This window comes from Elusimicrobia bacterium HGW-Elusimicrobia-1, assembly GCA_002841695.1.
GTDB lineage: Bacteria > Elusimicrobiota > Endomicrobiia > PHAN01 > PHAN01 > PHAN01.
Genome location: PHAN01000021.1, coordinates 1 through 23,916 on the forward strand (window position 1 = coordinate 1; position 23,916 = coordinate 23,916).

At 55.0% G+C, this 23,916-nt stretch carries 18 protein-coding genes; 1 reads left to right on the forward strand and 17 read right to left on the reverse strand.

Annotated features, from left to right (window positions below):
* Positions 1–92 precede the first annotated feature (92 nt).
* The 5 genes from CVU77_08625 to CVU77_08645 form a co-directional block, all read right to left on the reverse strand.
* Positions 93–1,640, reverse strand: a complete 1,548-nt coding sequence (locus CVU77_08625; GenBank protein PKN00711.1) for an ATP-dependent protease — start codon at positions 1,638–1,640, stop codon at positions 93–95.
* 218 nt (positions 1,641–1,858) lie between these two features.
* A complete protein-coding gene (locus tag CVU77_08630; GenBank protein PKN00712.1) occupies positions 1,859–2,212 on the reverse strand; it encodes a YraN family protein in 354 nt (117 codons plus the stop codon).
* Positions 2,213–2,257: 45 nt separating this feature from the next.
* Positions 2,258–2,869 (reverse strand): ribonuclease HII, encoded by a 612-nt coding sequence (locus tag CVU77_08635; GenBank protein PKN00713.1) that lies wholly within the window; start codon positions 2,867–2,869, stop codon positions 2,258–2,260.
* A 57-nt stretch (positions 2,870–2,926) separates the two neighbouring features.
* Entirely contained in the window at positions 2,927–3,373 is a 447-nt protein-coding gene (locus CVU77_08640; GenBank protein ID PKN00714.1) for a 50S ribosomal protein L19, read from the reverse strand.
* Between the two features lie 22 nt (positions 3,374–3,395).
* Positions 3,396–4,106 carry a tRNA (guanosine(37)-N1)-methyltransferase TrmD gene (locus tag CVU77_08645; GenBank protein PKN00715.1) on the reverse strand — a complete coding sequence of 237 codons (711 nt, stop codon included), beginning with the start codon at positions 4,104–4,106 and terminating at the stop codon, positions 3,396–3,398.
* A gap of 109 nt (positions 4,107–4,215) precedes the next feature.
* Here CVU77_08645 and CVU77_08650 point away from each other — a divergent pair, with 109 nt between their 5' ends.
* Positions 4,216–6,513 (forward strand): hypothetical protein, encoded by a 2,298-nt coding sequence (locus tag CVU77_08650; protein PKN00716.1) that lies wholly within the window; start codon positions 4,216–4,218, stop codon positions 6,511–6,513.
* Positions 6,514–6,543: 30 nt separating this feature from the next.
* Here the strand turns inward: CVU77_08650 and CVU77_08655 are convergent, their stop codons facing one another.
* From CVU77_08655 to CVU77_08710, 12 genes are all read right to left on the reverse strand, one after another.
* A complete protein-coding gene (locus tag CVU77_08655; GenBank protein ID PKN00717.1) occupies positions 6,544–8,022 on the reverse strand; it encodes an Asp-tRNA(Asn)/Glu-tRNA(Gln) amidotransferase GatCAB subunit B in 1,479 nt (492 codons plus the stop codon).
* A complete protein-coding gene (locus CVU77_08660) occupies positions 8,019–8,342 on the reverse strand; it encodes a hypothetical protein (GenBank protein ID PKN00718.1) in 324 nt (107 codons plus the stop codon). Before CVU77_08660 ends, CVU77_08655 begins: the two co-directional genes overlap by 4 nt.
* Positions 8,343–8,344: 2 nt before the next feature.
* Positions 8,345–9,649, reverse strand: coding sequence for a phosphopyruvate hydratase (locus tag CVU77_08665; protein PKN00719.1), 1,305 nt, complete (start codon positions 9,647–9,649; stop codon positions 8,345–8,347).
* A 109-nt stretch (positions 9,650–9,758) separates the two neighbouring features.
* Positions 9,759–11,090 (reverse strand): hypothetical protein, encoded by a 1,332-nt coding sequence (locus CVU77_08670; GenBank protein PKN00720.1) that lies wholly within the window; start codon positions 11,088–11,090, stop codon positions 9,759–9,761.
* Positions 11,087–12,535 (reverse strand): hypothetical protein, encoded by a 1,449-nt coding sequence (locus CVU77_08675; GenBank protein PKN00721.1) that lies wholly within the window; start codon positions 12,533–12,535, stop codon positions 11,087–11,089. Before CVU77_08675 ends, CVU77_08670 begins: the two co-directional genes overlap by 4 nt.
* Positions 12,532–12,930 (reverse strand): two-component system response regulator, encoded by a 399-nt coding sequence (locus tag CVU77_08680; GenBank protein PKN00722.1) that lies wholly within the window; start codon positions 12,928–12,930, stop codon positions 12,532–12,534. Before CVU77_08680 ends, CVU77_08675 begins: the two co-directional genes overlap by 4 nt.
* Positions 12,931–16,773: a hypothetical protein gene (locus tag CVU77_08685; protein PKN00723.1), complete on the reverse strand. Its 3,843-nt coding sequence runs from the start codon at positions 16,771–16,773 to the stop codon at positions 12,931–12,933. It lies immediately after the preceding gene.
* A 32-nt stretch (positions 16,774–16,805) separates the two neighbouring features.
* Positions 16,806–17,177, reverse strand: a complete 372-nt coding sequence (locus CVU77_08690) for a two-component system response regulator (protein ID PKN00724.1) — start codon at positions 17,175–17,177, stop codon at positions 16,806–16,808.
* Positions 17,178–17,372: 195 nt separating this feature from the next.
* Positions 17,373–18,488, reverse strand: a complete 1,116-nt coding sequence (locus CVU77_08695) for a hypothetical protein (GenBank protein PKN00725.1) — start codon at positions 18,486–18,488, stop codon at positions 17,373–17,375.
* Positions 18,489–18,506: 18 nt separating this feature from the next.
* The gene (locus CVU77_08700) at positions 18,507–21,032 is read right to left on the reverse strand and encodes a hypothetical protein (protein PKN00726.1); all 2,526 of its coding nucleotides are present in this window, start codon (positions 21,030–21,032) and stop codon (positions 18,507–18,509) included.
* Between the two features lie 3 nt (positions 21,033–21,035).
* Positions 21,036–23,153 (reverse strand): hypothetical protein, encoded by a 2,118-nt coding sequence (locus tag CVU77_08705; GenBank protein ID PKN00727.1) that lies wholly within the window; start codon positions 23,151–23,153, stop codon positions 21,036–21,038.
* Positions 23,153–23,761 carry a histidine kinase gene (locus CVU77_08710; protein ID PKN00728.1) on the reverse strand — a complete coding sequence of 203 codons (609 nt, stop codon included), beginning with the start codon at positions 23,759–23,761 and terminating at the stop codon, positions 23,153–23,155. Before CVU77_08710 ends, CVU77_08705 begins: the two co-directional genes overlap by 1 nt.
* Positions 23,762–23,916 lie beyond the last annotated feature (155 nt).

Below are 23,916 nucleotides of genomic sequence, written 5' to 3' on the forward strand. Positions count from 1 at the left end.
GTTTCTGCTGTCCAACTGTGACCGAACAGACGCTTTTACTAATCACTATTCACTTCTTTTTATTTCACTGACCACTGCCGTTATTATACAGGTCAAACTATGAATTTGTCAAGAGATCTGTACGAAACCGCCTCGGCAACGTGACGCGGCTCAATGTCCGCTGAGGCGGCCAGATCGGCGATGGTTCGGGCGACTTTTACCACCTTGTCGCATCCCCTTGCGGAAAGTCCGAGTTTCTCGACGGCGGCAAGAAGCAAACGCTCGGATTCAGGCGACATTCTGCAATGTTTTTTGACAAGGCGCGGGGAAAGCGCGGCATTGGTCTGCGCGCCGGCGCCGTTGCGTTTGCGCTGAACATCGCGGGCGGCGGCAACCCTTTGCCTTATCTGAGCCGACATTTCGGACGGCGCCGCGTCGGAGCGGATTGAAAGCATTTCGGATGATTTTATGGCCGGCACCTCCACGTGTATATCTATTCTGTCCAATAGCGGCCCTGAAATTTTCGATAAATATTTTCTTATCTGATACGGCGTGCAGACGCACTCTTTGTCCGGATGTCCGTAGTTTCCGCATGGACACGGATTCATGGCCGCCACAAACATAAAAGCCGCCGGAAAACTAAGGGTGCTTTTCGCGCGGGCGATGGTGACGCGCCGGTCTTCGAGGGGCCCTCTGAGAGATTCCAGCACGTTGCGGTCGAACTCGGGAAGCTCGTCGAGAAAAAGCACTCCGCGATGAGCCAGAGAGACCTCGCCGGGCCGCGGCACCGTGCCGCCTCCGATAAGGGCCGCGTCGGATACTGTATGATGAGGAGAGCGGAAGGGCCGTCGCTTGATGAGGCCGGTTTTCGACAACACTCCCGACACCGAATGAATTTTAGTAATCTCCACCGCCTCGTCGTAGGAAGGCAGCGGAAGTATGGTCGCCATGCGACGGGCGAGCATCGTCTTGCCCGAGCCCGGCGGGCCAATCATAAGCATGTTATGTCCGCCCGCCACGGCGACTTCGACGGCCCGTTTGGCGTAACCCTGCCCCTTGACGTCGCAAAAATCGGCTTCATGTTCGGCGCCGCTGTCGGGCAATGAAAACGCTTCGCGCAGCGTCGGCTCAATGATTTTTTTTCCGGACAGAAACTCCGCGGCGTCGCGCAGAGAATCGGCGCCTATTATCTTTATGTCCTCGACAAGAGCCGCCTCGGCGGCGTTGGCCGTCGGCACGACAAAATAACGCGAGCCGCGTTTTTTAAGGGCCAGCGCCATAGGCAATACACCCCGCACGGGCCTGAGCCGTCCGTCGAGCGCGAGTTCGCCTATCACGGCGATGTCGTCGAGGCAGGCGGGCGCGGACGCGACGGCGAAAGCTCCTTCGGCCGCAAGAATGCCCAGCGCTATGGGCAAATCGAATATCGCTCCTTCTTTTTTTATGGAAGCCGGCGCAAGATTGACGGTGATTTTTCTGACGGGGAAATTAAATCCGGAGTTTCTGAGCGCGGCGGTCACGCGCTCTTTTGATTCTCTTACGGCCGCGTCGGGCAGCCCGACAGTGGCGTAAACCGGAAAGCCCGGCGCGAGATCGACTTCGACCGTAACGATGTAGCCGTCGATTCCTTCGACGGCGCAGGAGAGTATTTTTGAAAGCAATGCGGGGCCCCTTGCCGCGCGGCGCGGCCCGGCGATACGCAACCCGCATACGCGCCAAGGCCGAAAGACCGTGCGACGATGTATGTTTGTCCCCGCTGCTTAAAATAAATATTACGATTGCCTTTTGTAAAGAAAGTGATTAGTGGATAGTGAATAGTGGCTAGTCCGTTTCTGCTGTCCAACTGTGACCGAACAGACGCTTTTACAGCCGGCAGAGATTAAAAAGCGTTTTTGAAATGCTCTATGCCTTCGGGCGAAACGCCTATTACGTCGAACCGCATATAAGCGTCGAAAAGTTTGTTTCTCTCCACAAAATACCATGCGGCCTTTTTTATACGCTCTATTTTAGAACGTGTCACAAACTCGTGAGGCGCGCCATGGCCGCGACTCGAGCGATATTTCACCTCGACGAATACAAGCGTGTCTCCGTCGAGAGCGACGATGTCTATCTCGCCATGCCGGGTACGAAAGTTTTTGGCGGCTAGACGCATTCCGAGGCCTTCCAGATAACCCGCAGCAACGGCTTCGCCGCGCGCGCCACTTTCCGCGCGCGTGCCGCTGTTGTCGGACATTTTAGGATTTTTCCCCGTCAATCGACTTCCCCCCGTCCCCGAAACTTAAACAATATTCTTGATGAACGACTTTCTGTGCAGCGGGCAGGCGCCCAGTTTTTTTATTGCCGCTATATGCGCCCGCGTGCCGTAGCCCTTGTGCGCGGCAAAACCATATTCCGGATATTTTGCGTCGAGCCGTCTCATTATTCTGTCTCTGGTGACTTTGGCGACGATCGACGCGGCCGCCACGCAAGCCGATTTTCCGTCGCCGCCGATCAAAGTTTTTTGATTCCGGCCGAGACGGGGGATTTCGAGATTTCCGTCGAAAACAATCAGACGAGCGGCGCGACGTCCCAGTTTTTTTTCAAGACCGCGGACAGCTTTGCGGCAGGCCGCGAATGTGGCCTTCAAAATACCCTCTCTATCGACGAAGGCGCGCGAAGATGAAGCCGCGCAAAAAGCCAAAGCGCGCCGTGATATGAGGCAGAAAAGCTCCTCGCGGCGGCGCGGCGAAAGTTTTTTGGAATCGTTTATCCCCCGAATAGAACGTTTGTTATCGAGCGCCACGGCAGCGGCCACAACCGGACCGGCCAGAGGCCCCCGCCCCGCCTCGTCGACCCCCACAAGCGCGACACCCTCCGCGCGCGAAAGCGCGCGGTCGAAAGCATACAACATCGAAAATCTGTCCGTAAAATACTGTCCCGATTTATCCGGCGAATGCCGATACCGGTTTTATTTTTTCTCCGCGTCGGCGGAGGCGGGCGTCTCGGATTTCGCGGTTTCCGGCTCGACGGGAGATAGCGGCGCTTCCTCTGCCGCCGCGCCTTCGGCCGCTCCCGCGGCTGCAAATTTATCCTCGGTAATTCTGGCCGATTTTCCGGCCAAGTCGCGAAGATAATACAGTTTAGCCCGGCGAACTTTGCCTGATTTTACGAGTTCGATTTTATTGATAAGCGGGGATTTCATCGGGAAAATCCTCTCCACGCCGACGCCGAAAGAATTTTTTCTGACGGTGAAAGTGCGGGAAACGCCCGAGCCCTTTATCCTTATGACAACGCCCTCAAACACCTGGATTCTGTGGCTATCGCCCTCTTTAATTTTGAAATGAACTTTAATCTGGTCGCCGTAGGAAAAAGTTCCCGCGGCAGGTTTTGCTTTGGCTGCAGTTGTCATATTCATATTCTCCTTGATGAAAAACCGGTTATCGTTTTTTTAATAAATCCGGACGCTTTTTGCGGGTGGCGGCAAGAGCCATTCCGCCGCGCCATTTTTCTATTTGCGCGTGATCGCCGCTCAATACGGCTTCCGGAACTTCACGGCCGCGCCACACGCGCGGTCTTGTATAATGAGGACAGTCGAGCATCCCCGAAAAAAAAGAGTCGTTTTCCACGGAAGCGGTTTCTTTGACCACTCCGCCCGACAGACGGGCAACGGCGTCGGCAAGGGCCATCGCCGGAATTTCTCCGCCGGTCAAAACAAAATCGCCCAGCGAAATTTCTTCGTCGACAAAATCCATTATTCTTTCGTCGACGCCTTCATAGCGCCCGCATATAAGAACGACTTTTTTATAACACGCCAGGCGGCGGGCGCAGGCGTGATCTAATCTTGACCCCTGGGGCGACATCAATATTACGCGACAACCGTCGGAAATGCGGGGCGCCGTGGCGGTTTTTCTGAAACGCGCGGGCAATGATTTTTTCAGAGCCAGATAAATCGGCTCGGCTTTCATCACCATCCCGGGGCCGCCGCCGAAAGGTCTATCGTCGGTAATACGGTGACGATCGCGGGTAAAATCTCTCAGATTGACGATATTGATATTTATGTTGCCGCGCTTTACGGCTCTGGCTATTACGCCGTCGGCCAGAAAGCCCTCGAAATAGCCGGGAAAAAGAGTAAGAATATCAAAGATCATAGCTTATTCGGCCGTAAACGGCGGGCGGGTTATGATTCAAAAATACGACTGATTTTACATTATTTGATTTTTTGTGTCAAGTTATATATATTACTTACCGACGTACAAAATGAAACACGGGCGGCCGCGCCGGAAGTCCGCGCCGATAACATTAAATGGCTCAATACACAGAATAGTCACAGCGCCGACTATGTATATTTTAATATTCGCTTCTTCCTTTATATTCTACATTTTACACATGGCTCCGTCGGTAACGGTGGGCGACGCCGGCGAATTTATCACCGCATCCGCCGTCCTTGGGATAGCTCACGCGCCGGGGTACCCGCTTTTTTCTCTTTTGGGCAAAATCGCCGTTCTGCTGGTGCCGTGGGGGAGCGTCGCTTTCAGGGTGAATATCCTGAGCGCAGCGGCGGGCGCGGCGGCAGTGGCGATGGTCTACGGCCTCATCAAGGACAATCTGCCGCCGTACGGACGGCGCGGCGACGTCCCGACGGCGACGGCGGCCGCGGCGTTGTTCGCCGTATCGATTGCTGTCGCGCGCTCGGCCGCCCAGACGGAGGTTTTTACGCTCAACGCGCTGTTTGTCGCGGCGATGGCGCGGGCAATTCTTGCTTTCATCCGACGATATTCGACCTGTATCGAACCGCTTCGGGCGAAGGCCTTCGGACTGCTGTATCTGGCGGCGTTAATCTTCGGCCTGGCGGCGGCCAACCATCAGACGGCGGTACTTCTGCTTCCGGCGACGGCCTGGCTGCTTTATCCGCTGCGTCGGGAAGTCGTCAAACGCTTTGCGGCCGTCGCGGCGTTCGCGCTTCTGGGATTTTCCGTCAACTTTTACCTGCCGATAAGAGCCGCCGCCGGGCCGCCGCTGAACGTCGGCAATCCGTCCTCGCCGCACAACTTCATACGCGTGCTCCGTCGCGCCGATTACGGCACGCTCAAACTCACCGCGGGAGACAAGCCCGGATATTCGGCGGAAATCGTCGCGAAACAGGCGGCGCGGGCCGTCGCCGGCGTATCGAGAGAGTTTACGTCGGCGGGAGCCGTCCTTATAGCTATCGGCGCGTGGGCTGTCGCCGCCGGAAAAATCGCCGGATTATCGACGATGACGGGCGGTTTCTGGCTTATTTTCTATCTTTTTTCCGTGCCGTTTTTTATCTTTATGGGCAACCTTCCGTTCAATCCGGAATCCGAGGGAATACTCGAACGCTTTTATGTGATGGGGAATATCCCGCTTGTTTTTCTTTTGGCCTGCGGAGCCGTAACATTGCGGAATAAAATTACGCAAACAATAAACCGCGAAAAAAAACTTTCGGACGTCGCCGGAGCCGCTGCGGTTAACGCCTCAAGCGCGGCGCTATACGTCGCGGCCGCCGGACTTTTCATTCTGGCCGTCTCAAACGCGGCGGCGCGCAGAAAAGAATTCGACTGGCGGCTGAATTTTCTGGCGCACGACTATGGCCGGAACGTTCTTAAAAGCGTGGCGACGGGCGGCGTACTTTTTATGGACGGGGGCGACGACACATTTTACACTACCGCGTATTTCGTCAACGCCGAAAAAATTCGCGGAGACGTGTCTTTGTTCGACAGAGGCGGCGTGGTTTTCAAGCCGCCTTACGGAGACGACTTCCGGCGGCTGTCGCGGGAGGACAAGGACATAAGAAGACGCTTTACAGAATCCGGCATAGCCCGGACGCGGCCGGTTTTTTTCTCGACGTTCAACAAAGATGTTATGGGCGCCGGCGGCGTCCATCAGACGGGCATTTTGTATCGCGCCAGCGACGGAACGCCGCCGGCGGTTAAGCGTTCTCTCGACGGACGCCGCGAGACGTTTTTTGCCTTTTACTCTCTTAGAAATATTTTCGACGACTTCGGCGACCACCGCTCGCGGGCTCTTCAGCCGATATACGCTTTTATGGAGGCCACCGCCGCGGCCGATTCCTCGGAATCGCTGTCGGGCGGCGATAAAAAAAGAGCGTCCGTCAAGGCGGCCGGCATTCTTGATTATTCACTTAAAAGATGGCCCGACATTTCGTGGCTGGCCGTAAACTCGGCCATAGAGTCCGAGCAAATCGCCTATAAACTTTTTATCGACGGAGATATAGACGGAGCCAGACGAATTTATGAAATGACCGTGCGCCACAATCCCGAAAATTACTCGGCCTGGACCAATCTGGGCGTCGTATTTGAAAGGATGGGCGCCGACGGCAAAGCGCTGGAATGTTACGAGCGGGCTTACAGAGCCAATCCGCGGCATTCCGCGGCCTACTATAATTCGGCGGTGATTTACTGGAAACGCGGGGAGTGGAAAAGGGTCGCGGAGTTTTTCGGGAAAGTGACGGAGATTGAACCCGCCAACGAGCGGGCGCGGGGTTATCTTGAAGACGCGCGAAAAAATATGCGGTGAGCGGGCGGCTTCGGCAATAGTCAGTGGGATTTACTTCAACAACTCTTTTAGCATCGCGTTGACGGCGGACGGATTGGCGCGTCCGAGCGACTTTTTCATTACCGCTCCGACGAGAGACCCGATGGCCCGTTCCTTGCCCGCGCGATATTCTTCCGCGGCTTTGGCGTTCTCGGCGACGGCCTCGGCGCAATAGCGTTTTATGGCGGACTCGTCGGTGAGCTGCGAAAGATTTTTCTCTTTTATAATATCGGCCACCGCCTTGCCGCGCGAAGCGCCGACAACTTCCTCGAAAACGGTTTTTGCGGCCTTGCCCGATATGGCGTTCGTCGATATCAAACCAACAATTTCGGCGATAGTCGCGGGGCTTATCAAATCATCGTACCGCTCGCGTATTTTTTCTGAATCCGCGTTGAATCTGCCGAGCATCTCGTTAATTATCCAGTTGGCGAGAATTTTATAAGTTTCGGTTTTCTTGACGGACAGCGCCGCCGCCGAGGCCTCGAAATAATCCGCAAGGCGCCGAGAGGAAGTCAAAACTCCCGCGTCGTAATCCGAAAGTCCGTAGCCGGAAACAAAACGTCCGAGGCGGGCCGCCGGAAGTTCGGCCACCTGCGTTTTCACCCTCGACAAAAACTCTTCTGAAATCTCAAGCGGCGGAAGGTCGGGCTCCGGAAAATACCGGTAGTCGTTGGCCTCTTCCTTGGTGCGCATGGGCCGCGACCGGCGGGCGGCCGGATCCCACAGGCGCGTCTCCTGAACTATCTTGCCGCCCGACGAAACAACCTCAATCTGTCTGAGGATTTCATATTCCAGGGCGTCGCGCACGCCTTTTGTGCTGTTCATATTTTTAAGTTCCGTCTTGACTCCGAGCGCCGTTTGTCCCACGGGTCGCACCGACACGTTGGCGTCGCAGCGGAACTTGCCTTCTTCCATATTGCAATCGGAAACGCCGGTGTATTCAAGTATGGCCTTAAGCGCGTTAAGATAAAGCCACGCTTCCTGCGGACTTGAAATATCCGGCTCCGTTACAATCTCCATAAGCGGAATGCCGGCCCTATTATAATCGACCAGCGTGTGGTCGAGTTCGCGCGAACCCACCGCGTGCAGAAGTTTTCCGGCGTCTTCTTCAAGGTGAATTCTCTTTATCCTGATTTTTTTCGACGGAGACGCCGCGTCTCCGGATATATCGAGCGCGCCGTCCTCGGCGATCGGGAGTTCATACTGCGATATCTGAAAATTTTTCGGAAGGTCCGGATAAAAATAATGCTTTCTTGCGAAAACAGAGCGGCGGTTTATGCGACAGCCCAGAGCCAGCGCCGCGCGCGTCAGAAGCTCTACGGCCGGAGAGTTCAAGACCGGCAGAACGCCCGGCTGCCCCGTGCATACCGGACAGATGTTGGTGTTGGGCGGAGTGTCGAATTCCGTCGAGCACGCGCAGAAGGCCTTGCTTAGGGTTTTAAGGTGCGAGTGGACTTCAAGTCCTATGACGGCTTCGTAGTTTGCGCTCATTTTTTGGATTCTTTCCGGGACTTATTTATTCTTACGGAGACCGGGCGGCCGTCCGAGGCGAATCTGTACTCGACTTCGCCGGGCTTAAGCATTCCGAGTTCTCTGCGGACCGACGCCGAATAGTATGCGTCGTCGGTTTCAAGCAGTTTTATCTCGGCTGCCAGCCGCGTGTTTTCCCGCCGGAGCGCGGAAATCTTTCCGAGCACTTTCCTTCGCCCTATTTCCTGGCGGATGAGCCGGCGCGCGTTGGGATTTATCACCAGATAGACCAGCGCCGCGGCGATTACAACCTTGCGTATCGTCGACGGCCGGATCTTCATTTTTATTTTTTACGCGCGAATGCGGAAACCCCCGGATACGATGCCTTGCCGCCCAGTTTTTCTTCGATGACGAGCAGCCGGTTATATTTGCATACTCTGTCGGTGCGCGACGCCGAACCGGTTTTTATCTGTCCGGTGTTTAACGCTACCGCGAGATCGGCGATGAACGCGTCTTCCGTCTCGCCGGAGCGGTGGCTGATTACCGCGGTATAGCCCGACTTGAATGCCAGATTTATGCACTCCACCGTCTCGGTGAGCGTGCCTATCTGGTTTAGTTTTATGAGGATGGAGTTGCCGATGCCTTTTTTGATGCCTTCGGCGAATATTTTTGGGTTGGTCACAAAAATATCGTCGCCGACAAGCTGTATTTTCGAGCCGAGATTGTCGGTGAGTTTTTTCCAGCCGTCCCAATCTTGCTCGGAGAGTCCGTCTTCAATGGATACTATGGGATATTTGGACACGAGGTCCGAGTAAAAACCTATCATAGCGTCGGACGATTTTTTCTTGTCCTGTTTTTCTCCGTCGAGCGTATAGGTTCCGGATTCGTAAAACTCGCTGGCTGCGGGATCCAACGCTATGAAAATGTCCTTGCCGGGGACGTATCCCGCTTTTTTTATCGCCTCTATTATTACTTCCAGCGCCTCCTCGTTGGAACCCAGATTCGGAGCGAAACCGCCTTCGTCTCCGACGGAAGTGGCGTAGCCGCGCGCTTTAAGAACGCTTTTTAGATTATGAAACACCTCGGCGCCGGCGCGCAATGCCTCTCTGAAATTGGGGAGGCCCGCGGGCGCGACCATAAACTCCTGAAGGTCCACATTATTGTCGGCGTGGGCTCCTCCGTTGATTATGTTCATCATCGGAACGGGTATCTTAAAGGCGTCCTGCTTTATTCCGTAAGATTCTCTTATGTAGAGGTAAAGCGGCATTTTTTTCGACGAGGCGGCGGCGCGGGCCGCGGCCAAAGACACACCCAGAATTGCGTTGGCGCCGAGATTCGACTTAAAGTCCGTTCCGTCGAGGGAGAGCATTTTGCCGTCGATACTCTGCTGGTCGAAAACATTCATCCCGGCGACGGCCGGAGCGATTTTTTCATTTACGTTGACAACGGCTTTAAGAACTCCCTTGCCGAGATAGCGTTTTTTGTCGCCGTCTCTTAATTCAAGCGCTTCCCTTTCGCCGGTAGACGCTCCGGAAGGCACGGCCGCGGCCTCCACGGTGCCGTCGCTTAACGATACTTCCACGCGGACGGTGGGATTGCCTCTGGAATCGAGTATTTCGGACGCTTTTACGGACTGGATTTTAGACATGATTTTCTCCTTATACGGTTAACCGCGGAAAGATTTTGTTTTGGAGGCGGGCGTATTGCGCGTGCCTGCTCTGCTTCCGGCAAAGATTCTATCAAATGGCCGCGATATTTTAAAAAACCCAGTCGGCGGCGGCAACGGCTTCGTCTATCGCGCCCGTCAGCCGCGCTGACGATTTTTCGTCCATATTCAGGGCGCCGCGGCGCAGGGCGTCGCGCATATTTTTAAGCTCTCTCAGCGCCTCCCTGCGGACTTTCGGCGAAGGATCGCGCCAGAGCGAGATGAGCATATCGAGAGTTTCGGGGAATGCCAGGCGGGAAAGCGCCCGGGCTATATTGGAGCGTATAAGCGGGTTGCCGTTTGAAACCATCTCCCTCAAAAAACTCATACAACCCGAACCCGATACCGAGTGAAGTTCTTTCGCCTGCGCCGCTATTCTCTCCCTGGCGGCTTCAAGAGCCGCCGAAGAATCCTCGTCGATATAAGTGGCGTCGCCTATCTTTTCTAAGACCTTGGCCCGATGTCCGTGCAGAACGGAGGTCTGCTTGCTCGACGGTGAAAACGCGCCGCTCCTGAAGAGTTCCTCCAGCTGCTTTTGCCTTATATCCAGCGCCATTCCTAATTGTTCTTCGTAACGTTTATTCTTGGCATTTTTTTCTTCCTTTAATTCGGCGACGACACGCTCGGCTGTTTCCCTCTCGTATTTCAACGCCTCTTTTGTTTTTTCCAGTTCCATCATCTTCGTCTGCGACGCGGCCTTAAGTTTTTCGTTATCTTCCCCGGCGTCCGACAAAAGCGACGAATATTTTTTCATTTTTTTGACGAAAACAAGCCAGAATATCGCGTTGCCCGCAAGCGAAAACGCCGCTACCGCCGCAAATAGCGCGGCGACGTATACAACCGGCGAACGGCCTTCCGCGGACACGGGCGCGGCAACACGCTCGACGACATAAACGGGAGGAGGCGGCGATTTCGGTGTTTGCGCGACTGTGGCGGACGGCGCGGCGGCGGCCGCCGGACGCGTTTTGGCCGGAGCGGCCGCGAAAGCGCGTTCCATTATGTTTTTTGTGACGTCGTACAAATTGGAGATTTTGCCGTCCGACGGATTGTAAGCGCGCGCCTTTTCCAGATAAGCCAGAGCTTTTTTGTAATCGCGCACGTTATGCGACTCCTGAGCCGCCTCGTAAAATATCCTGGCCGCGAATTCGGAAAGCTTGTGGTTGGACGGGTCGGAGGATACGGCTTTTTCCGCGTTGACCGCGGCCGAGTCAAGATCCCCCTGTATGTATTTTTCCGTCGCCGCGTTAAAATATATCGCGGATTCCGTCTCGCCCTCCGTTGCCTGCGCCGCGGCTGCCCGCGGCAAAGCCGAGACCGACAGCGCCAGCGCCGCGGCAAAAGCCATTCGCAGCCGCACGGCAAAACCGTCTCTGATATTTTTCATTTTGCCTCCATATCCATAACCGTCTGCACGCGCTTAAGAAATCCCAGCGCCTCGGAATTGGTCGGTTGAATTTTTATCGCCTCGTAAAGTTCGCCCTTGGCGTCATTGTATTTTTTTTCCGCGACGTACATCCTGGCGCGGGCAAGATACGCGTACACCCGCGCCTTTTCGTGGTCGGGACGGACATCAATTATCCACAGGGCGTTTTCGACCACGCTCTCATACCGGCCGTTTTTATAATCCGTTTCTATCTCGAGTATTTTTCTTTTTATAATAACCTCGCTCGTAATGGCTTTGATCTCGGCCATAAGGCGTTTCGCATCTTCGTTGGACGGTTCAATTTTTAATATTTCCGAGAGTTTGCCTTCGGCGCGGGCGTATTTTTTTTCGCCGAAGTCCCTCGATGCCGATAAGTAAATCGCCGATATCTTTCTTTCTTTGGCCAGTCGGGCGCGCTCATCGGCGAGCAACTTTCTTTCAAGATTCGCCCTGGTCGAGGCGGCGGCCGACGCTGCTCTCAAATTTTGGAATTCCTCTTCCGCGCGCAATTCCGCCGCCGACGGCTCCAGCGAAAACCTGCTTGTCACGGTAAAGGCGTGGACAATGCCCAGCGGGTGATAAAACATGCCGTAATCGAACGCCGCCCGACGGAAATCAAGCCCGAAACCGGCAGACACCGACTTTCTGTTGGCGCCGGCGCGCCACGTGATTCCCCGCGGATATTCGCATTCTATGCCGGCAAACCATTTGAGCGCGGAATATTGCCAAAACAATCCCTGATACAGCAAATCGACGCTGACGGCGACGCGGCGAAAAGCAAAATATTGTTTGATACCCCCGCGCAGCGAAGGTCTTACGGCGTCGGCGCCCAGCGCCGACGGGACAACGCTTACGACGGCCAGGCCCGCTTCGGAATCTTTATTGCGTATCACAAATCCCGCGTCAAGCGTGCCGGCCGATACGGAATAGTCGGCGATTCTTTTGGCGTAATATTTTATCGCGGCGCCGGCGTAGAAACCTTCAAACAGGGCGGCAGAGTAACCCGCCGACATACCCGTCTCGGACGCGCCGAACGCTCCGGTGTCCTCGCCAAGTTCGTTTGTGCCGGCTATGTCTTCAACGCTTACAGCCGAAACCGCGGCCCAGAGTGTTCTGTGGTTTTCAAGAGGCAGCGCGTAGGAAGCATTATAACAATTGACACCTTCAAAAAGCGGCGCGAATGTCAGGGAAATTTCTTCCCTGTACCGCGACGAAAATCCGGCCGGATTGAAATATTCAAAACCTACGCCGCCTGCGCCCGTCTGCGCAGCGGTCCGTCCCGAAGTTTCAAAATTGTCAAGCGCGTAGCCGGACGTTCCCCTGTCCTGGAACCAGGCCCCGGATTTGCGGGAACACGTCAATAGTGCAAGCGCTGCCAGAAAAACGGCGGCGCGCGGGTTTTTCATTTTTTAGTCACTTCCGATATCTTTTCCAGCAGCACGGATATCGGGAACGGTTTTTCCAGATACGCGGCTACGTTAAACTCGCTCTTGCTCTGCAAAAGTTCTTTCATTTTGGCGTGGGCGGTTATTACTATTACCGGAAGCGACGAGGCCGACGGCATTTCATTGAGACGGGCGCCGAATTCTCTGCCGTCCATTTTAGGCAGCATCAGATCCAAAACCACGACGTCGGGCGCGAAAGAAGAGAGTTTTTCGAGCGCGTCGACGCCGTCGCCGGCGGTCTCTACGGTGTGCCCCGATTTCAGCAGAGCCATTTCGATAATTTCGGCAATATCCTTTTCGTCCTCGACCACAAGTATTTTCGACATAAATCCTCCCTGCGCGGCAATCGCCGACATTTATCTTTTTATAACGGCCAGTTTTTTTCTGCGATTTTGTCCCCCTGCCGTAATTTCCAGAATATAAACTCCCGACGCGACAATCATACCTTCGTCGTTTTTGCCGTCCCACAATATTTCATTGACATATCCTGACGACTGGCGCATTGCCCCGTTCGAGCCGGCGGAATACCTCCGGCGGGTCACCAGATCCCCCGTAAGCGTGTAAATATTAATCTCTACGTCTGTCTCTACGCTGAGGGTGTAAATTATTTTCGTCTTTTCCTTGACGGGGTCGAAAGGATTGGGATAGTTGGCGGGCGCCATCAGCCCGTAAGCCGGAGCGAGCGCCGCCACAACCGATATATACCCGACGCCATAAAGCACGGAACGCAAACGCCCGTCGCCCACCGACGGTAAATCCCGCGCTAAAATCCATTTTGACGATGTTTCGTCGAGAAGCGCTATCCTGGCGTTTTTTTCCACGCTCAAAATCGAATCGCTCAGGTGCGCCCTTCTCGGAGCGGCAAACGCTCCGCCGGCCGAAGAATGCCCCGAGTCGTCCATCGCGGACGAATAGTCGTAAGTAACTTCCAATTCGACTTCTCCCGCCGCCGGCAATTCGTTCATATCCGCGTCAAAAAAACCGATTTGGTAAATTTCGGCTTCGGCCAGCGCTTTGGTAAACGGGTCGCCGATGGTTTTAAGGTTGGCGGCGATGGCGGCCTCGACGGTCGACGGGTCGCGCCCGGCCACAAAAACAAACGCTTCCGCCGGAAGTCCTTTGCGCGCGCGGACCGTAAGCCGGTTGTCGTCGGTGGCGGCGCCGAACCGGTTGAGCGCGTAAAACTCGAAGGGGGCGGCGCAAAACGTCGTCTCGCCGAAGGGATCCCGCGCCGACACCCTCCAGTAATAGGTGGCATCGGGTATGATGTCCGAGGCGGACACAGGCAGCGGCGAGGCGGCCAGGCCGTCGGCGGCGACGGCCGCGGAAAAATTCGATGAAGTCGAATACTCCAGCCGATATGTTACGGCATCCTCGGGGTTTGGATCGACGGACGGCGCCCACTCAAAATAGAATCCAAGCGCGGAGCGGTATTTTTTGTCGGCGGGGGACAACAGAACGAAATGGCCGGGAGAAAGATTCAAATTATTGATTACGAAAGACCGCGGAAGCGACAAGCCGGACAAAGGCGGGTCGCCGTCGTCGGTAACTACTATCCGCGCCGAATAGAAAATGCCGTTCGGCAGCAGACGGGTATCGAGGTCGAAATAATCCGTCGAGGACGCATAGACCCGGCCGTACGACGTTCCGCCGTCGGAGGAAATTCTTATTTCAGACGAATGTCTGTCGGCCAGGTTCGCGTCGACTATATTCCATTGAAACCGGCGGATGCCCGCAAGGACGGCGCCGGCGGACGGCGAAGAAACCGTCACGGTCGGCGACTCATTTGCGTTATTTACCGCAAACTCGCCGCTCACGGTCGCGCTCGAGGAGCCGAACGGCTCGTCGACGGCGGTAACCATAAGCGAATAAACTCCGTTCCGCAGACGGCGGGTGCTTAAAATATAATAAGTGGAAGATTTAGGCAGCGCCGAGGCGGTAAGCTCCGTTGCGAAACTTGACGCGCCGTCGGACGAGGCGAATATTCTGTGCGTGTAGTCGTCGTTCTCGGGATCCGACGACGTCCACGATACGGAAACATCGCCCGAGACGGTTCCGGACGGCGATGCGCTCAGCGCCACCAGAGGCGGACGGTTTGTCGCCGCCGACGGCGATACGCCAGAAATCGGGCCGAGGTTCCGCGCTCCGTCGCGCAGCCGCGCGTTGAAGTAATACGTCGAGGCGGCGGCGAGACCGGTTATGTCGATGTTAAGCGATGTCCCCGCCGGCATATTCGTTATGGCGACCGTCTTTGAGCCGGTCGCCGCGTTCCAGTCGTCTTCGGTGATTATCGGCGCGCTTGAGTATCTGACCATACAGGCGGCATCGACAAGATTTCCCGACGCGCCATCGTCGCCCGACACTTGAAGAGAAAGAAATATCGCCCCGTTGACGTTGCCCCGCACCGCCGAGAAATCCGCCACGGCGGCCGGAGGGGTGGTGTCCACGCGGAAATCGTATGACGTAGACCACAATCCATAGTGCTGCCCGTCGGAAGCGCGGACCCGCCAATACCAATCGCCCTCGACAAGAACCGCGCCGGGCGTGGATGTCACCGCGCTAAAACCCGCTCCGGCAATGCCCGCGCTCGAAAAAAACACCGGCGAAAACCCGGACAGCGAAGACACTTGCATCTCATAAACGTCGACGGTATCGCCGTCGGGGTCGTCGGGACGGCTCCACGTGAAATACGGCGACGTCAAGCCGACTCTTTTGCCGGATACGGGATACGACGAAACCGGCGCATAGGGCGGACGGTTGTAAACCAGTATTATTTCATCCACCGACGGGGACACCGGCGGCCTATCGGACGACATCCTGCATTTTATTTTTATGTTGGGTTTGTTTCTCCAGTATGAGAGGTCGATATCCACGGGAGAGCCGTTGTAAACAAAAAACTGACCCGGATCGCCGCCCGGTCCGGCGAAATCGGTCCAGGCGACGCCGTCCGACGACGCCGCTATCTGAAAATCGCGCACGGTGCCGGATGGCGCCGGCGGCGGGGAAATGTCGAGCGTGAGCCATCTTATCCCCGTCGGCGTGAACTCGGATATTACATTGCTGACAAACGAGCCCGACGAGGCCGCCACGTATTTCCACGTATCGTTGCCGGGCGCTTCCGGGCCCGTGCCGCCGAATATCAAATTATACCCGCAATACGCCATTGCGGCTCCGTAACGGGCCGCGGGCGCGGCGTCGAGCGGAGCCGCGTTCCCCCATTGATTGGCGCGGACGCTGTAAGCCCATATTTCAGCGGAAACATACGGCGCGCCGTCAATCTGTCCGCCGAACAAAACCGCGCGATTCAAAAAACCGTCCCAGACAAATCCGTGATACTGCCGCGAAACCGGCCTTACGGCGGGCGGCGGCATTTGCGTCCAGCTCGACGCTCCATAGGAGTAGTGCCAAGTATCGTCAAGTTTTGCTCCCGCGGAATTCGCCCCGCCAAAAAGTATGAGCGTGTCGGCGGACGGGTCATAGACCATGGCGGACGCCGCACGGGCCGTGGGAGTTGAAACCTGCTCAACGTAATTCCATTGCTGCGCGGCGACATCGTAATACCACAAGTCCCTGTGCGTGACGTTGTCTTCGGACTGTCCGCCGAAAATGTAGACCCTGTTTCTTGCCGTGTCAAACGCCGAGGCGCAATGCGCCCGGGAAGATGGCTCCACGGAAAAAAACAGACGCTGCCACGAATTGGCGGCAACGTCGTATAGGTGCGTATCGCCCAGAAACGATCCTCCGTCGAGCCCGCCGAACACAAGGAAAGCGTCGGCGCCCGCCGCAACGGCCGTATGCGCGTACCTGGCCGACGGCGAGGCCGCGGCGCTGCGCTGCGTCCATTTGACTTCTGACGGGTCGTAGAGCCAAAAATCGTTCAGGCCCGACGGGTTGGCGGAATTCCTTCCGCCGTGCAAAAAAACCGCTCCGCCCGCCGCGGCAGGCGGAGCCGCCGCGGCGGCGTAATATCGCGCGGAAGGCCCCGATATGACGAACTGCGTCCACCTGTTTTCCATTGACAGTGAAGCCGCTTCGCCGGAGCCGGTGACCACCACGTTATCCTTCTGAAAGAAAGAAAACTCGGTATCCGTAGAGAATGTTTTTGTGGACGCGGCGAATGCCTCAGAGCGCAGAAAAGTCGGCGACAGCGCGGCAATGGCCGTCGACAGCAATAGAACGATGAAAGGGTTATGCCTCATCGGTCGCACCTGTCGGAGATTCCGCGGAACAATCACTCGAGCAACTTGGCGAGTATCGCCGTGCGCAAATATTTAAGGTCGAAGGGCTTGAATATACAGTCGTACGCCCCCATGCGAAACGCGTTTACCACTTTATCCGCGTCGCGGTACGCCGTAATCATTATGACGTTAATACCGGGCTTGATTTCCTTGATTTTCTTAAGCGCTTCTATGCCGTCCATCCCCGGCATCGCAAGATCCAGAAGAACAAGATCGACGGGAAACTCCCTGACCTTTTCCACCGCCTGCTCGCCCCTGTTGGCGGTATAAACCCTGAAACCTTCTTGCGACAGGAATTCTCCGAGCACAAGCACAATATCGGACTCGTCGTCGACTACCAAAATACCGCTTTTTTTCTCCGGCATACTCTCAACCTCCTTTATTATTTTCCGCAAAGAGCCCGTCTCGAAACTATTTTCCCGTCGGAGAATTCAGGGTCTGAAATATTTTTGCCCTCCTGCCGTCCCCGACGATACTTTTATTTCACCCTCACCTGCCCTTCGGGCTTCCTCTCCCCTCGATGGAGAGGATTGAGGTGAGGGGGTAAGTTTTGTGACCGGCTATACCGGCAGCGTAAACGACACCGTCGTGCCTCGGCCGAGGCCCGCAGATTCGGCGCTGATTTTCCCGCCGTGAAGTTCCACTATTTTTTTTGCTATCGAAAGCCCCAGCCCGAAGCCGCCGGCGTCGCGCTTCATCGACTGGTCCACCCTGAAAAACTGTTCGAATATTTTTTCCATATTCTCGGAGGCCACGCCTATGCCATCGTCGGTTACACTCATAATAACTTCGTCCTCGGACATCCCCGACAATGCCACCGTGACCTTTCCGCCCGGGCGGTTGTATTTTATGGCGTTGGTCATAAGATTGGTTACGACCCTTTTTATCTGCTCGCGATCAAAGCTGGCGACGGCATCCGCCGCCGGCGGGATTATTTCGACGCCTTTGGCCTCCGCTATGGGACGGATTTCAGCGATAACTTCGTCCGTAACCGAGGCCAGCGAAACCGTGGTTTTTTTGATATCCGCCCTGCCGGCCTCCATACGGGCAAAGTCCAGAATATCTTCCACCAGCGATTTCATTTTTCGCGCCTGCCTGTCGATAATACCCAGGAATTTTTTCATGTCGCCGTCGGATGCCCGACGGACCGCGACACGCCGGTCGCCATCCGCGGGTGTCTGCATCCCCAAAAGTTCTATCGCCCCCGAAATGGCCATAAGAGGAGTTTTAAGTTCGTGCGTAACCGTGGAGATAAACTCGTCCTTGAGGCGATCCATTTCCTCCAGGGAAACGAGCCGCGACTTCAGTTCGCCTATGGCAACCGCCTTTTCAAGCGTGGCCAGCATTTCACCTGTCTCAAAGGGCTTTATAAGATAATCGACGGCGCCCTTGCGCAAACACTCCACGGCTGTATCTATGGTGGCGTGCGCCGTCATAACTATAACTTCGGCGGAAACACCGGCGGACTTTATTTTTTCCAACAGTTCCATTCCGCTCATATCGGGCATACGCAAATCCGTAATGATGACATCATACGGCTCACGCAAAATTTTTTCGAGCGCCAGGTCGGCGCCGGTGCTCGACGAAGCGTCGTAACCGTTCTTAACGAGAACTTTTTCAATAAACTTTACTATTTCCGCTTCGTCGTCTACGACAAATATTTTTTTGGGTTTCATCGTTTCTCCTCACGCGATCTAATCATAATACTCCCCCCCCCCCCCCCCCCCCCCCCCCAATTCGGCGCCTTTTCCGGGACCTTCGGAATTCGCCGTTATCTCTCCGCCATGCTGTTTTACGATACCGTAAGAAATCGAAAGTCCCAGACCCACACCCTTTTTTTTAGTGGTAAAAAACGGATCGAATATTTTTTTTAGCGCCGCCGGTTCCACGCCTATGCCGTTGTCTTTGAAAGTAACTTTGATATTTTCCGGCGTGTTCGACGGGTGCGCCGTCGTACTTATAACAAGCGTCCCGCCCGACGGCATCGCCTTGCGCGCGTTCATTACTATGTTGAGAAACACCTGCGCCATGTGAGACGACGAGAATACAACCTTGGGAAGTTTGCCGAAACGCTTTTCGACTTTTATGCCGCTCAATTCCAGTTGTTTCCCGTAAAGAGAAAGCACTTTTTCCAGCTCCGCGTTTATGTCGGCCGAGACAAACTTCATCTCGCGCTGTCTTGAAAAGTCCATCAGATCTTCTATGATTTTTTTCGCGTGCAGAGCGGCGTTTCTTATGGCTTCGTTTTCTTCTCTCTTGCCCTCGGTCAGCAGAAGTTCGGCGTTGCCCAGAATCGTCTGCAGCGGATTGCCTATTTCGTGGGCCAGCCCCGCGGCAAGTTCTCCGACGGAAGCCATCTTTGCGCTCTGCAGCATCTGAAGATACAGACGCGCCCTGTCCTTCTCCATTCTCGCGCGCTCATACGCCCATGATATTATCCGGGTGGCGGTTCCGAGCATATCCACATCGCACGGCTGCCATTGTCTGATATTGACACATTCGTCGAAGCCGATAAAACCGAAATACTCCGAATGGACGAATATGGGAAAAACCAGCGCCGATTTTGTTTCCTTCACGCACAATATGCTTTTTGCGCTTTCAGAAGAAAATTTATCGTTATCGCCGAACCGGATAACCTGCTTTTTTTTAAGCTTGCCAATCCACTGCGGCATTGCCGCCGCCGGAACGGCTTGCATAGTGTCTTTTTGCGGCATGATTCCGGGAGCGCACCACTCGTGTGTATTGTCCATTGTATCCGTATCCGCATTATGCGCGAAAATATAGCCCCTGCACACACCGAGCGTGCTGCATATAAGAGCCAGCGCGCCATCCAGAAATTCTCCGATATTTTCGCTGACGACCGCCGCGGCGGATATATCGGCCAGCATTTTTTCGTACGTCACGCGCTTCTTCAGATCGTCCTCGGCGGTCTTGCGGTCGGTGATGTCGCTCAACGTTGCCCTTATTCCGGCCGGATTGCCGTCGACGTGATAGATTTTGCCCAGTGTTCTTACCCACCGGTAGTTGCCGTCGGCGGACTTCACGCGGCATTCAAGAGGGTACTGTTTGCCGTTGAAACAGTCGGCAAATGCGGCCGAGACTGAGGCCGCATCGTCGGGATGCAGCATTTTTGTGTAATGCTCCCCCACCACGTCCGACGGCGAACAGCCCAAAAGCGACTTTACGGCCGAACTCGCGTAGGTAATGACGCCCGATGCGTCCACCGAATATATTACGTCGCTTATACTCTCCACAAGCTCGCGATATTTCTCCTCGGAACGAGCGAGTTTGACTTCCTTGATTTTATCGAACACCACGAACTTCGCAAGATTGACTATCTCTTCAAAGTCCGTCGTGTCCTCGTCGGTAAAATCGGTATTTTTGTTTATCGCCTCCACGACTCCGAAAAGTTTTGACGCCTCTATCACGGGCACGGCCAGAATCCTGCCGGTTTTATATCCCGTGGCGGCATCGACATCCGGACAAAAGTTCGGATCCGTCGGCGCGTCGTTTGTGCGGTAGGGCTTTCCGGTGCGGGCGACGTAACCCGCTATGCCTTTGCCGTTTTCAAGCGTAATACCCGATGTCATATCGGAGGCGTAAGCGGATTTAAGCGTGTCGCCTTCGGAGATGTAAAAAGTGACCCTTTGCACGGACAAAAAATCTTTAACGAGTTCCCCCACCCTTCCCAGCACTTTTTCAACGGAAATATTCTCAAGCGACAGCAAAGAAATTGTTTTGAGCAAATCAAGTTTCCGGATGTTTTGCTTGATCTGACGCATATCGCGCGCCAACCCCAGAACGCCCGTAATTTCCCCTTGACCGTCGCGCAGCACGACCCCGTTGAAGTTCATTGGAATCCGGCGGCAATCTTTGGTCAGAAATACGACTTCCAGATCATTGACGTAGCCGGAAAGCACAAGTTCGTCGAGTATCCTGCCCAGAAACCGCTCGTCGTCCTTTTGCGTAGGCGCTCCCACCGTACAAAACGGGTCGTTACGGTGCTTTACGAAAAACATGCTCGCCGACTGCCCCAATATTTCCTCGCGGGAATATCCCAGCAACTTACAGCACGCCAGATTGACGGACGTAACCGTGCCCCGCCGGTCTATGATAATGAGAGAATCGGGCAGATGGTCGGAGACCTTATCGAAACTCAGTTCCGCGCCGGAAGACGGCTTCATAAAAAATTTAGAAAAAAATTTGTCCAAAAATATCATCTTTTAAGCTCCTGAGCTTGCCGGCGGCGCCTTAAGAGGCAAAAGAATCTTAAACTCGGCGCCTTTTCCCAAACCGGCCGAATACGCAGTTATACGACCGCCGTGCTGTTTGACTATTCCATAACTGACGGACAAACCCAAACCCGTTCCGCCTTTGCGCATACTGAAAAACGGCTCAAACAGACGCCCGATTTGCGCCGGGTCTATTCCGTCGCCGGTATCGGTGAAAACAACCGCTGCATAATCCCGCGAAGTTCCTTCGTCCGAAGATATATTTTCCGCGGACAAAGGCGGGTTATATTCCGGCCGCGTTTCAATGGTAAGGGTTCCTCCGTGGGACATGGCCTTGCGGGCGTTGGTGATTATATTTATAAAAACCTGGGAAAGATGGGAGGGGGATACCGATACCGGCGGAAGCGGAGCGTATTTTTTTTCTATCCTTATTCCGCCGAGTTTCAACTGCTTGCCGTAAAGCGACAGTGTTTTGTCTACGATGTCGGCGACTGAAGTCGACACGAAACACATTTCACTCTGCCGCGCGAAACCAAGCAGATTTTCTATGATTGTTCCGGCGTGCCGCGCCGCGGAGAGTATAGAGTCGACCTCTTCGCCGCTTCCGGTATGCCGGAGAAGCTCGGCATTGCCCAGAATCGTCTGCAGCGGATTGCCTATTTCGTGGGCCAGCCCCGCGGCAAGTTCTCCGACGGAAGCCATATGCCCGGAGCGCACAAGCCGCATCTTAAGATTCTCCTTCTCTTTTTGGGCAAGTACGCGTTCCGTGATGTCTCGCGCGATGCCTTCAATGGCTACAAGACGTCCCGCGTCGTCGTAAATCGGGACGTTTTTCTGCTCAACCCATATAATTTTGCCGGATTTTGTCAGCCACCTTGTTTGCGCGGGCCGCAAGAAGTCCTTGCCATCGCCCGCGAGCGCGGGCCGGTCGTCGGGATAGACCATTTCGAACCCCAGATTTGGATTCTTATAATGCTCTTCCGGAGAGTACCCCGTTATTTTTTCCACCGACGGACTCACGTATTCAAAAGCCATTTCCGGCGCCAAGCGCACGCGGTAAATTATATCGGCGGCGTTCTCGGCCAGAAGCCGGAATCGCTCTTCGTTTTTCTTAAGAAGATTGAGCGTTTCGTGATGCGTCAGCGCCACGGAGGCCTGAGCGATGAATGTCTCCACCACCGGAATTTCGACAGACACGCCGCGCCGCAGGGCCAGGGCCGCCAAACCCAGAAGACGTCCTGAATACGATATGCCCGCCACATATATTTTGTCGACCGAAAGCAAACTCGCTATTTTTTGCGCAACGACGCGCGACAACTTTCCCTGAAACAATTCCTCAACTCCGCCGCGCAGTTCTATCAGCCGTCCTTCCAAAAGCTTGTCGTAGACATCCTGCGACACCGGAAATTCCGTTTTCCGGAACTCACCGGGCGCAAATCCTAAAATAAATTCAAATACGGACGGAAAAGCCGATTTGGCGCGCGGCGTTAAAACGCGGCGGGCCGGATTATAAATATTAACGAAAACCGGCGAATCGCCGGCCAGAATGCTCAGCCGGTCGGAAATTACCCGATAGATATCGTCGGAATCTTTAAGACCTACGTACATCACCGCCGTCGCTGCCATTATTTCCTGCGCCCGCGCCGCCGCCCTTATTTTCTCCTCGGCGGCCCGGCGCTCCGCGACGTCCCTGAATATCATCGCGCCGGCCGTAACCGCCCCCGTCGAATCCTTGACCGGCGAACAGCTTATCTCCGCTTCCGCGCGTTTGCATCCGGGCAAGACCAGAATCGCCGGAAAAAGCGGCAACGCCGCGCCCCGCGAAACGGCATCCGCTATGCGGTCATAATCATAGCGATCGGCAAAAAACCGCGAAGCGTCAGCGCCCAATATTTTGTCGCGGCGAGCGCCGCACAACGACTCGAAAGCCGCGTTGGCGTCAATAACTTTGCCTTCGGGCGAAACAAGCAGAAAACCGTCGCTCATCGACGAGATTATGTTATCCGCCGCCGTGGAGCGCGTCGCGGAAGTCGTATGGTATCTGCGCCCGAACGTAAAAGCCAGCGCTATGGCAACCGCCGAAAGTGTCAAAAAAAACAGCCAAAACATTAATCCACCCACGCCGCTTCAGGAGCGAGCGATAATATTGTCTTTTTAAGCTCCGCTATGTCGAAAGGTTTGACCAGAAATGCGTCGGCTCCCGCGGCAAGTATTTTCCGCCGCGTCTCGTCCGACGGAAAAGCGCTGATGGCCAGTATCTTCATATTGCGTTTTTTAAGCCGCCGAAGAACCTCAAAGCCGTCTATACCCGGAAGTTTAATGTCGAGTATGAGAACATCGGGCCTGAACTCGGCTATTTTTTCGCCGGCTTCCAGGCCGTCGGACGCGACCGCCACGCTGACGTTCTTTATAATGTGCTCGACGGCCGTCGCCACAAAATGCAGAACACCCGCGTCGTCGTCCACCGCCAGAACTTTGAGCGGCGCTCGGACGGAGGCCGCGCCGGTATCGGCGATCATCTTAGCTATTTCCTCTGCCTGCGGAAGCGAATACTTTTCGGCAAACTCCCGTAAGTCCGACAACTTGATGCGCCGATGGCCGCCGGGTGTTTTATATGCCGCGATCCTGCCCGCGTTGATCCAGTTGATAACCGTGCTGATATCGACGCTCAGAATCTTGGCCGCCTCAAACGTCGTGATAACTAGCTCACTGTTCATATTCCGAGTCCTTTCCAATATTTCTAATTATTCAAACTATACCAATAAGGTATACTACAAACCGCCCGAAGTCAAGTGTTTTCTTTTAGCATGTCAAAAATCACGTTTTATGGACGTCCGCCAATTCCATAATGCGGGAGAGAAAATATTTCGCC

What these genes read in the sequence shown, in the direction of transcription:
- CVU77_08650 (PKN00716.1), top strand. Translation starts at nt 4,216, where the DNA reads ATGAAACACGGGCGGCCGCGCCGGAAGTCCGCGCCGATAACATTAAAT.
- CVU77_08635 (PKN00713.1), bottom strand. Translation starts at nt 2,869, where the DNA reads ATGTTGTATGCTTTCGACCGCGCGCTTTCGCGCGCGGAGGGTGTCGCG.
- CVU77_08685 (PKN00723.1), bottom strand. Translation starts at nt 16,773, where the DNA reads ATGAGGCATAACCCTTTCATCGTTCTATTGCTGTCGACGGCCATTGCC.
- CVU77_08645 (PKN00715.1), bottom strand. Translation starts at nt 4,106, where the DNA reads ATGATCTTTGATATTCTTACTCTTTTTCCCGGCTATTTCGAGGGCTTT.
- CVU77_08675 (PKN00721.1), bottom strand. Translation starts at nt 12,535, where the DNA reads ATGAAAAACCCGCGCGCCGCCGTTTTTCTGGCAGCGCTTGCACTATTG.
- CVU77_08705 (PKN00727.1), bottom strand. Translation starts at nt 23,153, where the DNA reads ATGTTTTGGCTGTTTTTTTTGACACTTTCGGCGGTTGCCATAGCGCTG.
- CVU77_08670 (PKN00720.1), bottom strand. Translation starts at nt 11,090, where the DNA reads ATGAAAAATATCAGAGACGGTTTTGCCGTGCGGCTGCGAATGGCTTTT.
- CVU77_08680 (PKN00722.1), bottom strand. Translation starts at nt 12,930, where the DNA reads ATGTCGGCGATTGCCGCGCAGGGAGGATTTATGTCGAAAATACTTGTG.
- CVU77_08660 (PKN00718.1), bottom strand. Translation starts at nt 8,342, where the DNA reads ATGAAGATCCGGCCGTCGACGATACGCAAGGTTGTAATCGCCGCGGCG.
- CVU77_08700 (PKN00726.1), bottom strand. Translation starts at nt 21,032, where the DNA reads ATGATATTTTTGGACAAATTTTTTTCTAAATTTTTTATGAAGCCGTCT.
- CVU77_08710 (PKN00728.1), bottom strand. Translation starts at nt 23,761, where the DNA reads ATGAACAGTGAGCTAGTTATCACGACGTTTGAGGCGGCCAAGATTCTG.
- CVU77_08695 (PKN00725.1), bottom strand. Translation starts at nt 18,488, where the DNA reads ATGAAACCCAAAAAAATATTTGTCGTAGACGACGAAGCGGAAATAGTA.
- CVU77_08690 (PKN00724.1), bottom strand. Translation starts at nt 17,177, where the DNA reads ATGCCGGAGAAAAAAAGCGGTATTTTGGTAGTCGACGACGAGTCCGAT.
- CVU77_08665 (PKN00719.1), bottom strand. Translation starts at nt 9,649, where the DNA reads ATGTCTAAAATCCAGTCCGTAAAAGCGTCCGAAATACTCGATTCCAGA.
- CVU77_08655 (PKN00717.1), bottom strand. Translation starts at nt 8,022, where the DNA reads ATGAGCGCAAACTACGAAGCCGTCATAGGACTTGAAGTCCACTCGCAC.
- CVU77_08630 (PKN00712.1), bottom strand. Translation starts at nt 2,212, where the DNA reads ATGTCCGACAACAGCGGCACGCGCGCGGAAAGTGGCGCGCGCGGCGAA.
- CVU77_08640 (PKN00714.1), bottom strand. Translation starts at nt 3,373, where the DNA reads ATGAATATGACAACTGCAGCCAAAGCAAAACCTGCCGCGGGAACTTTT.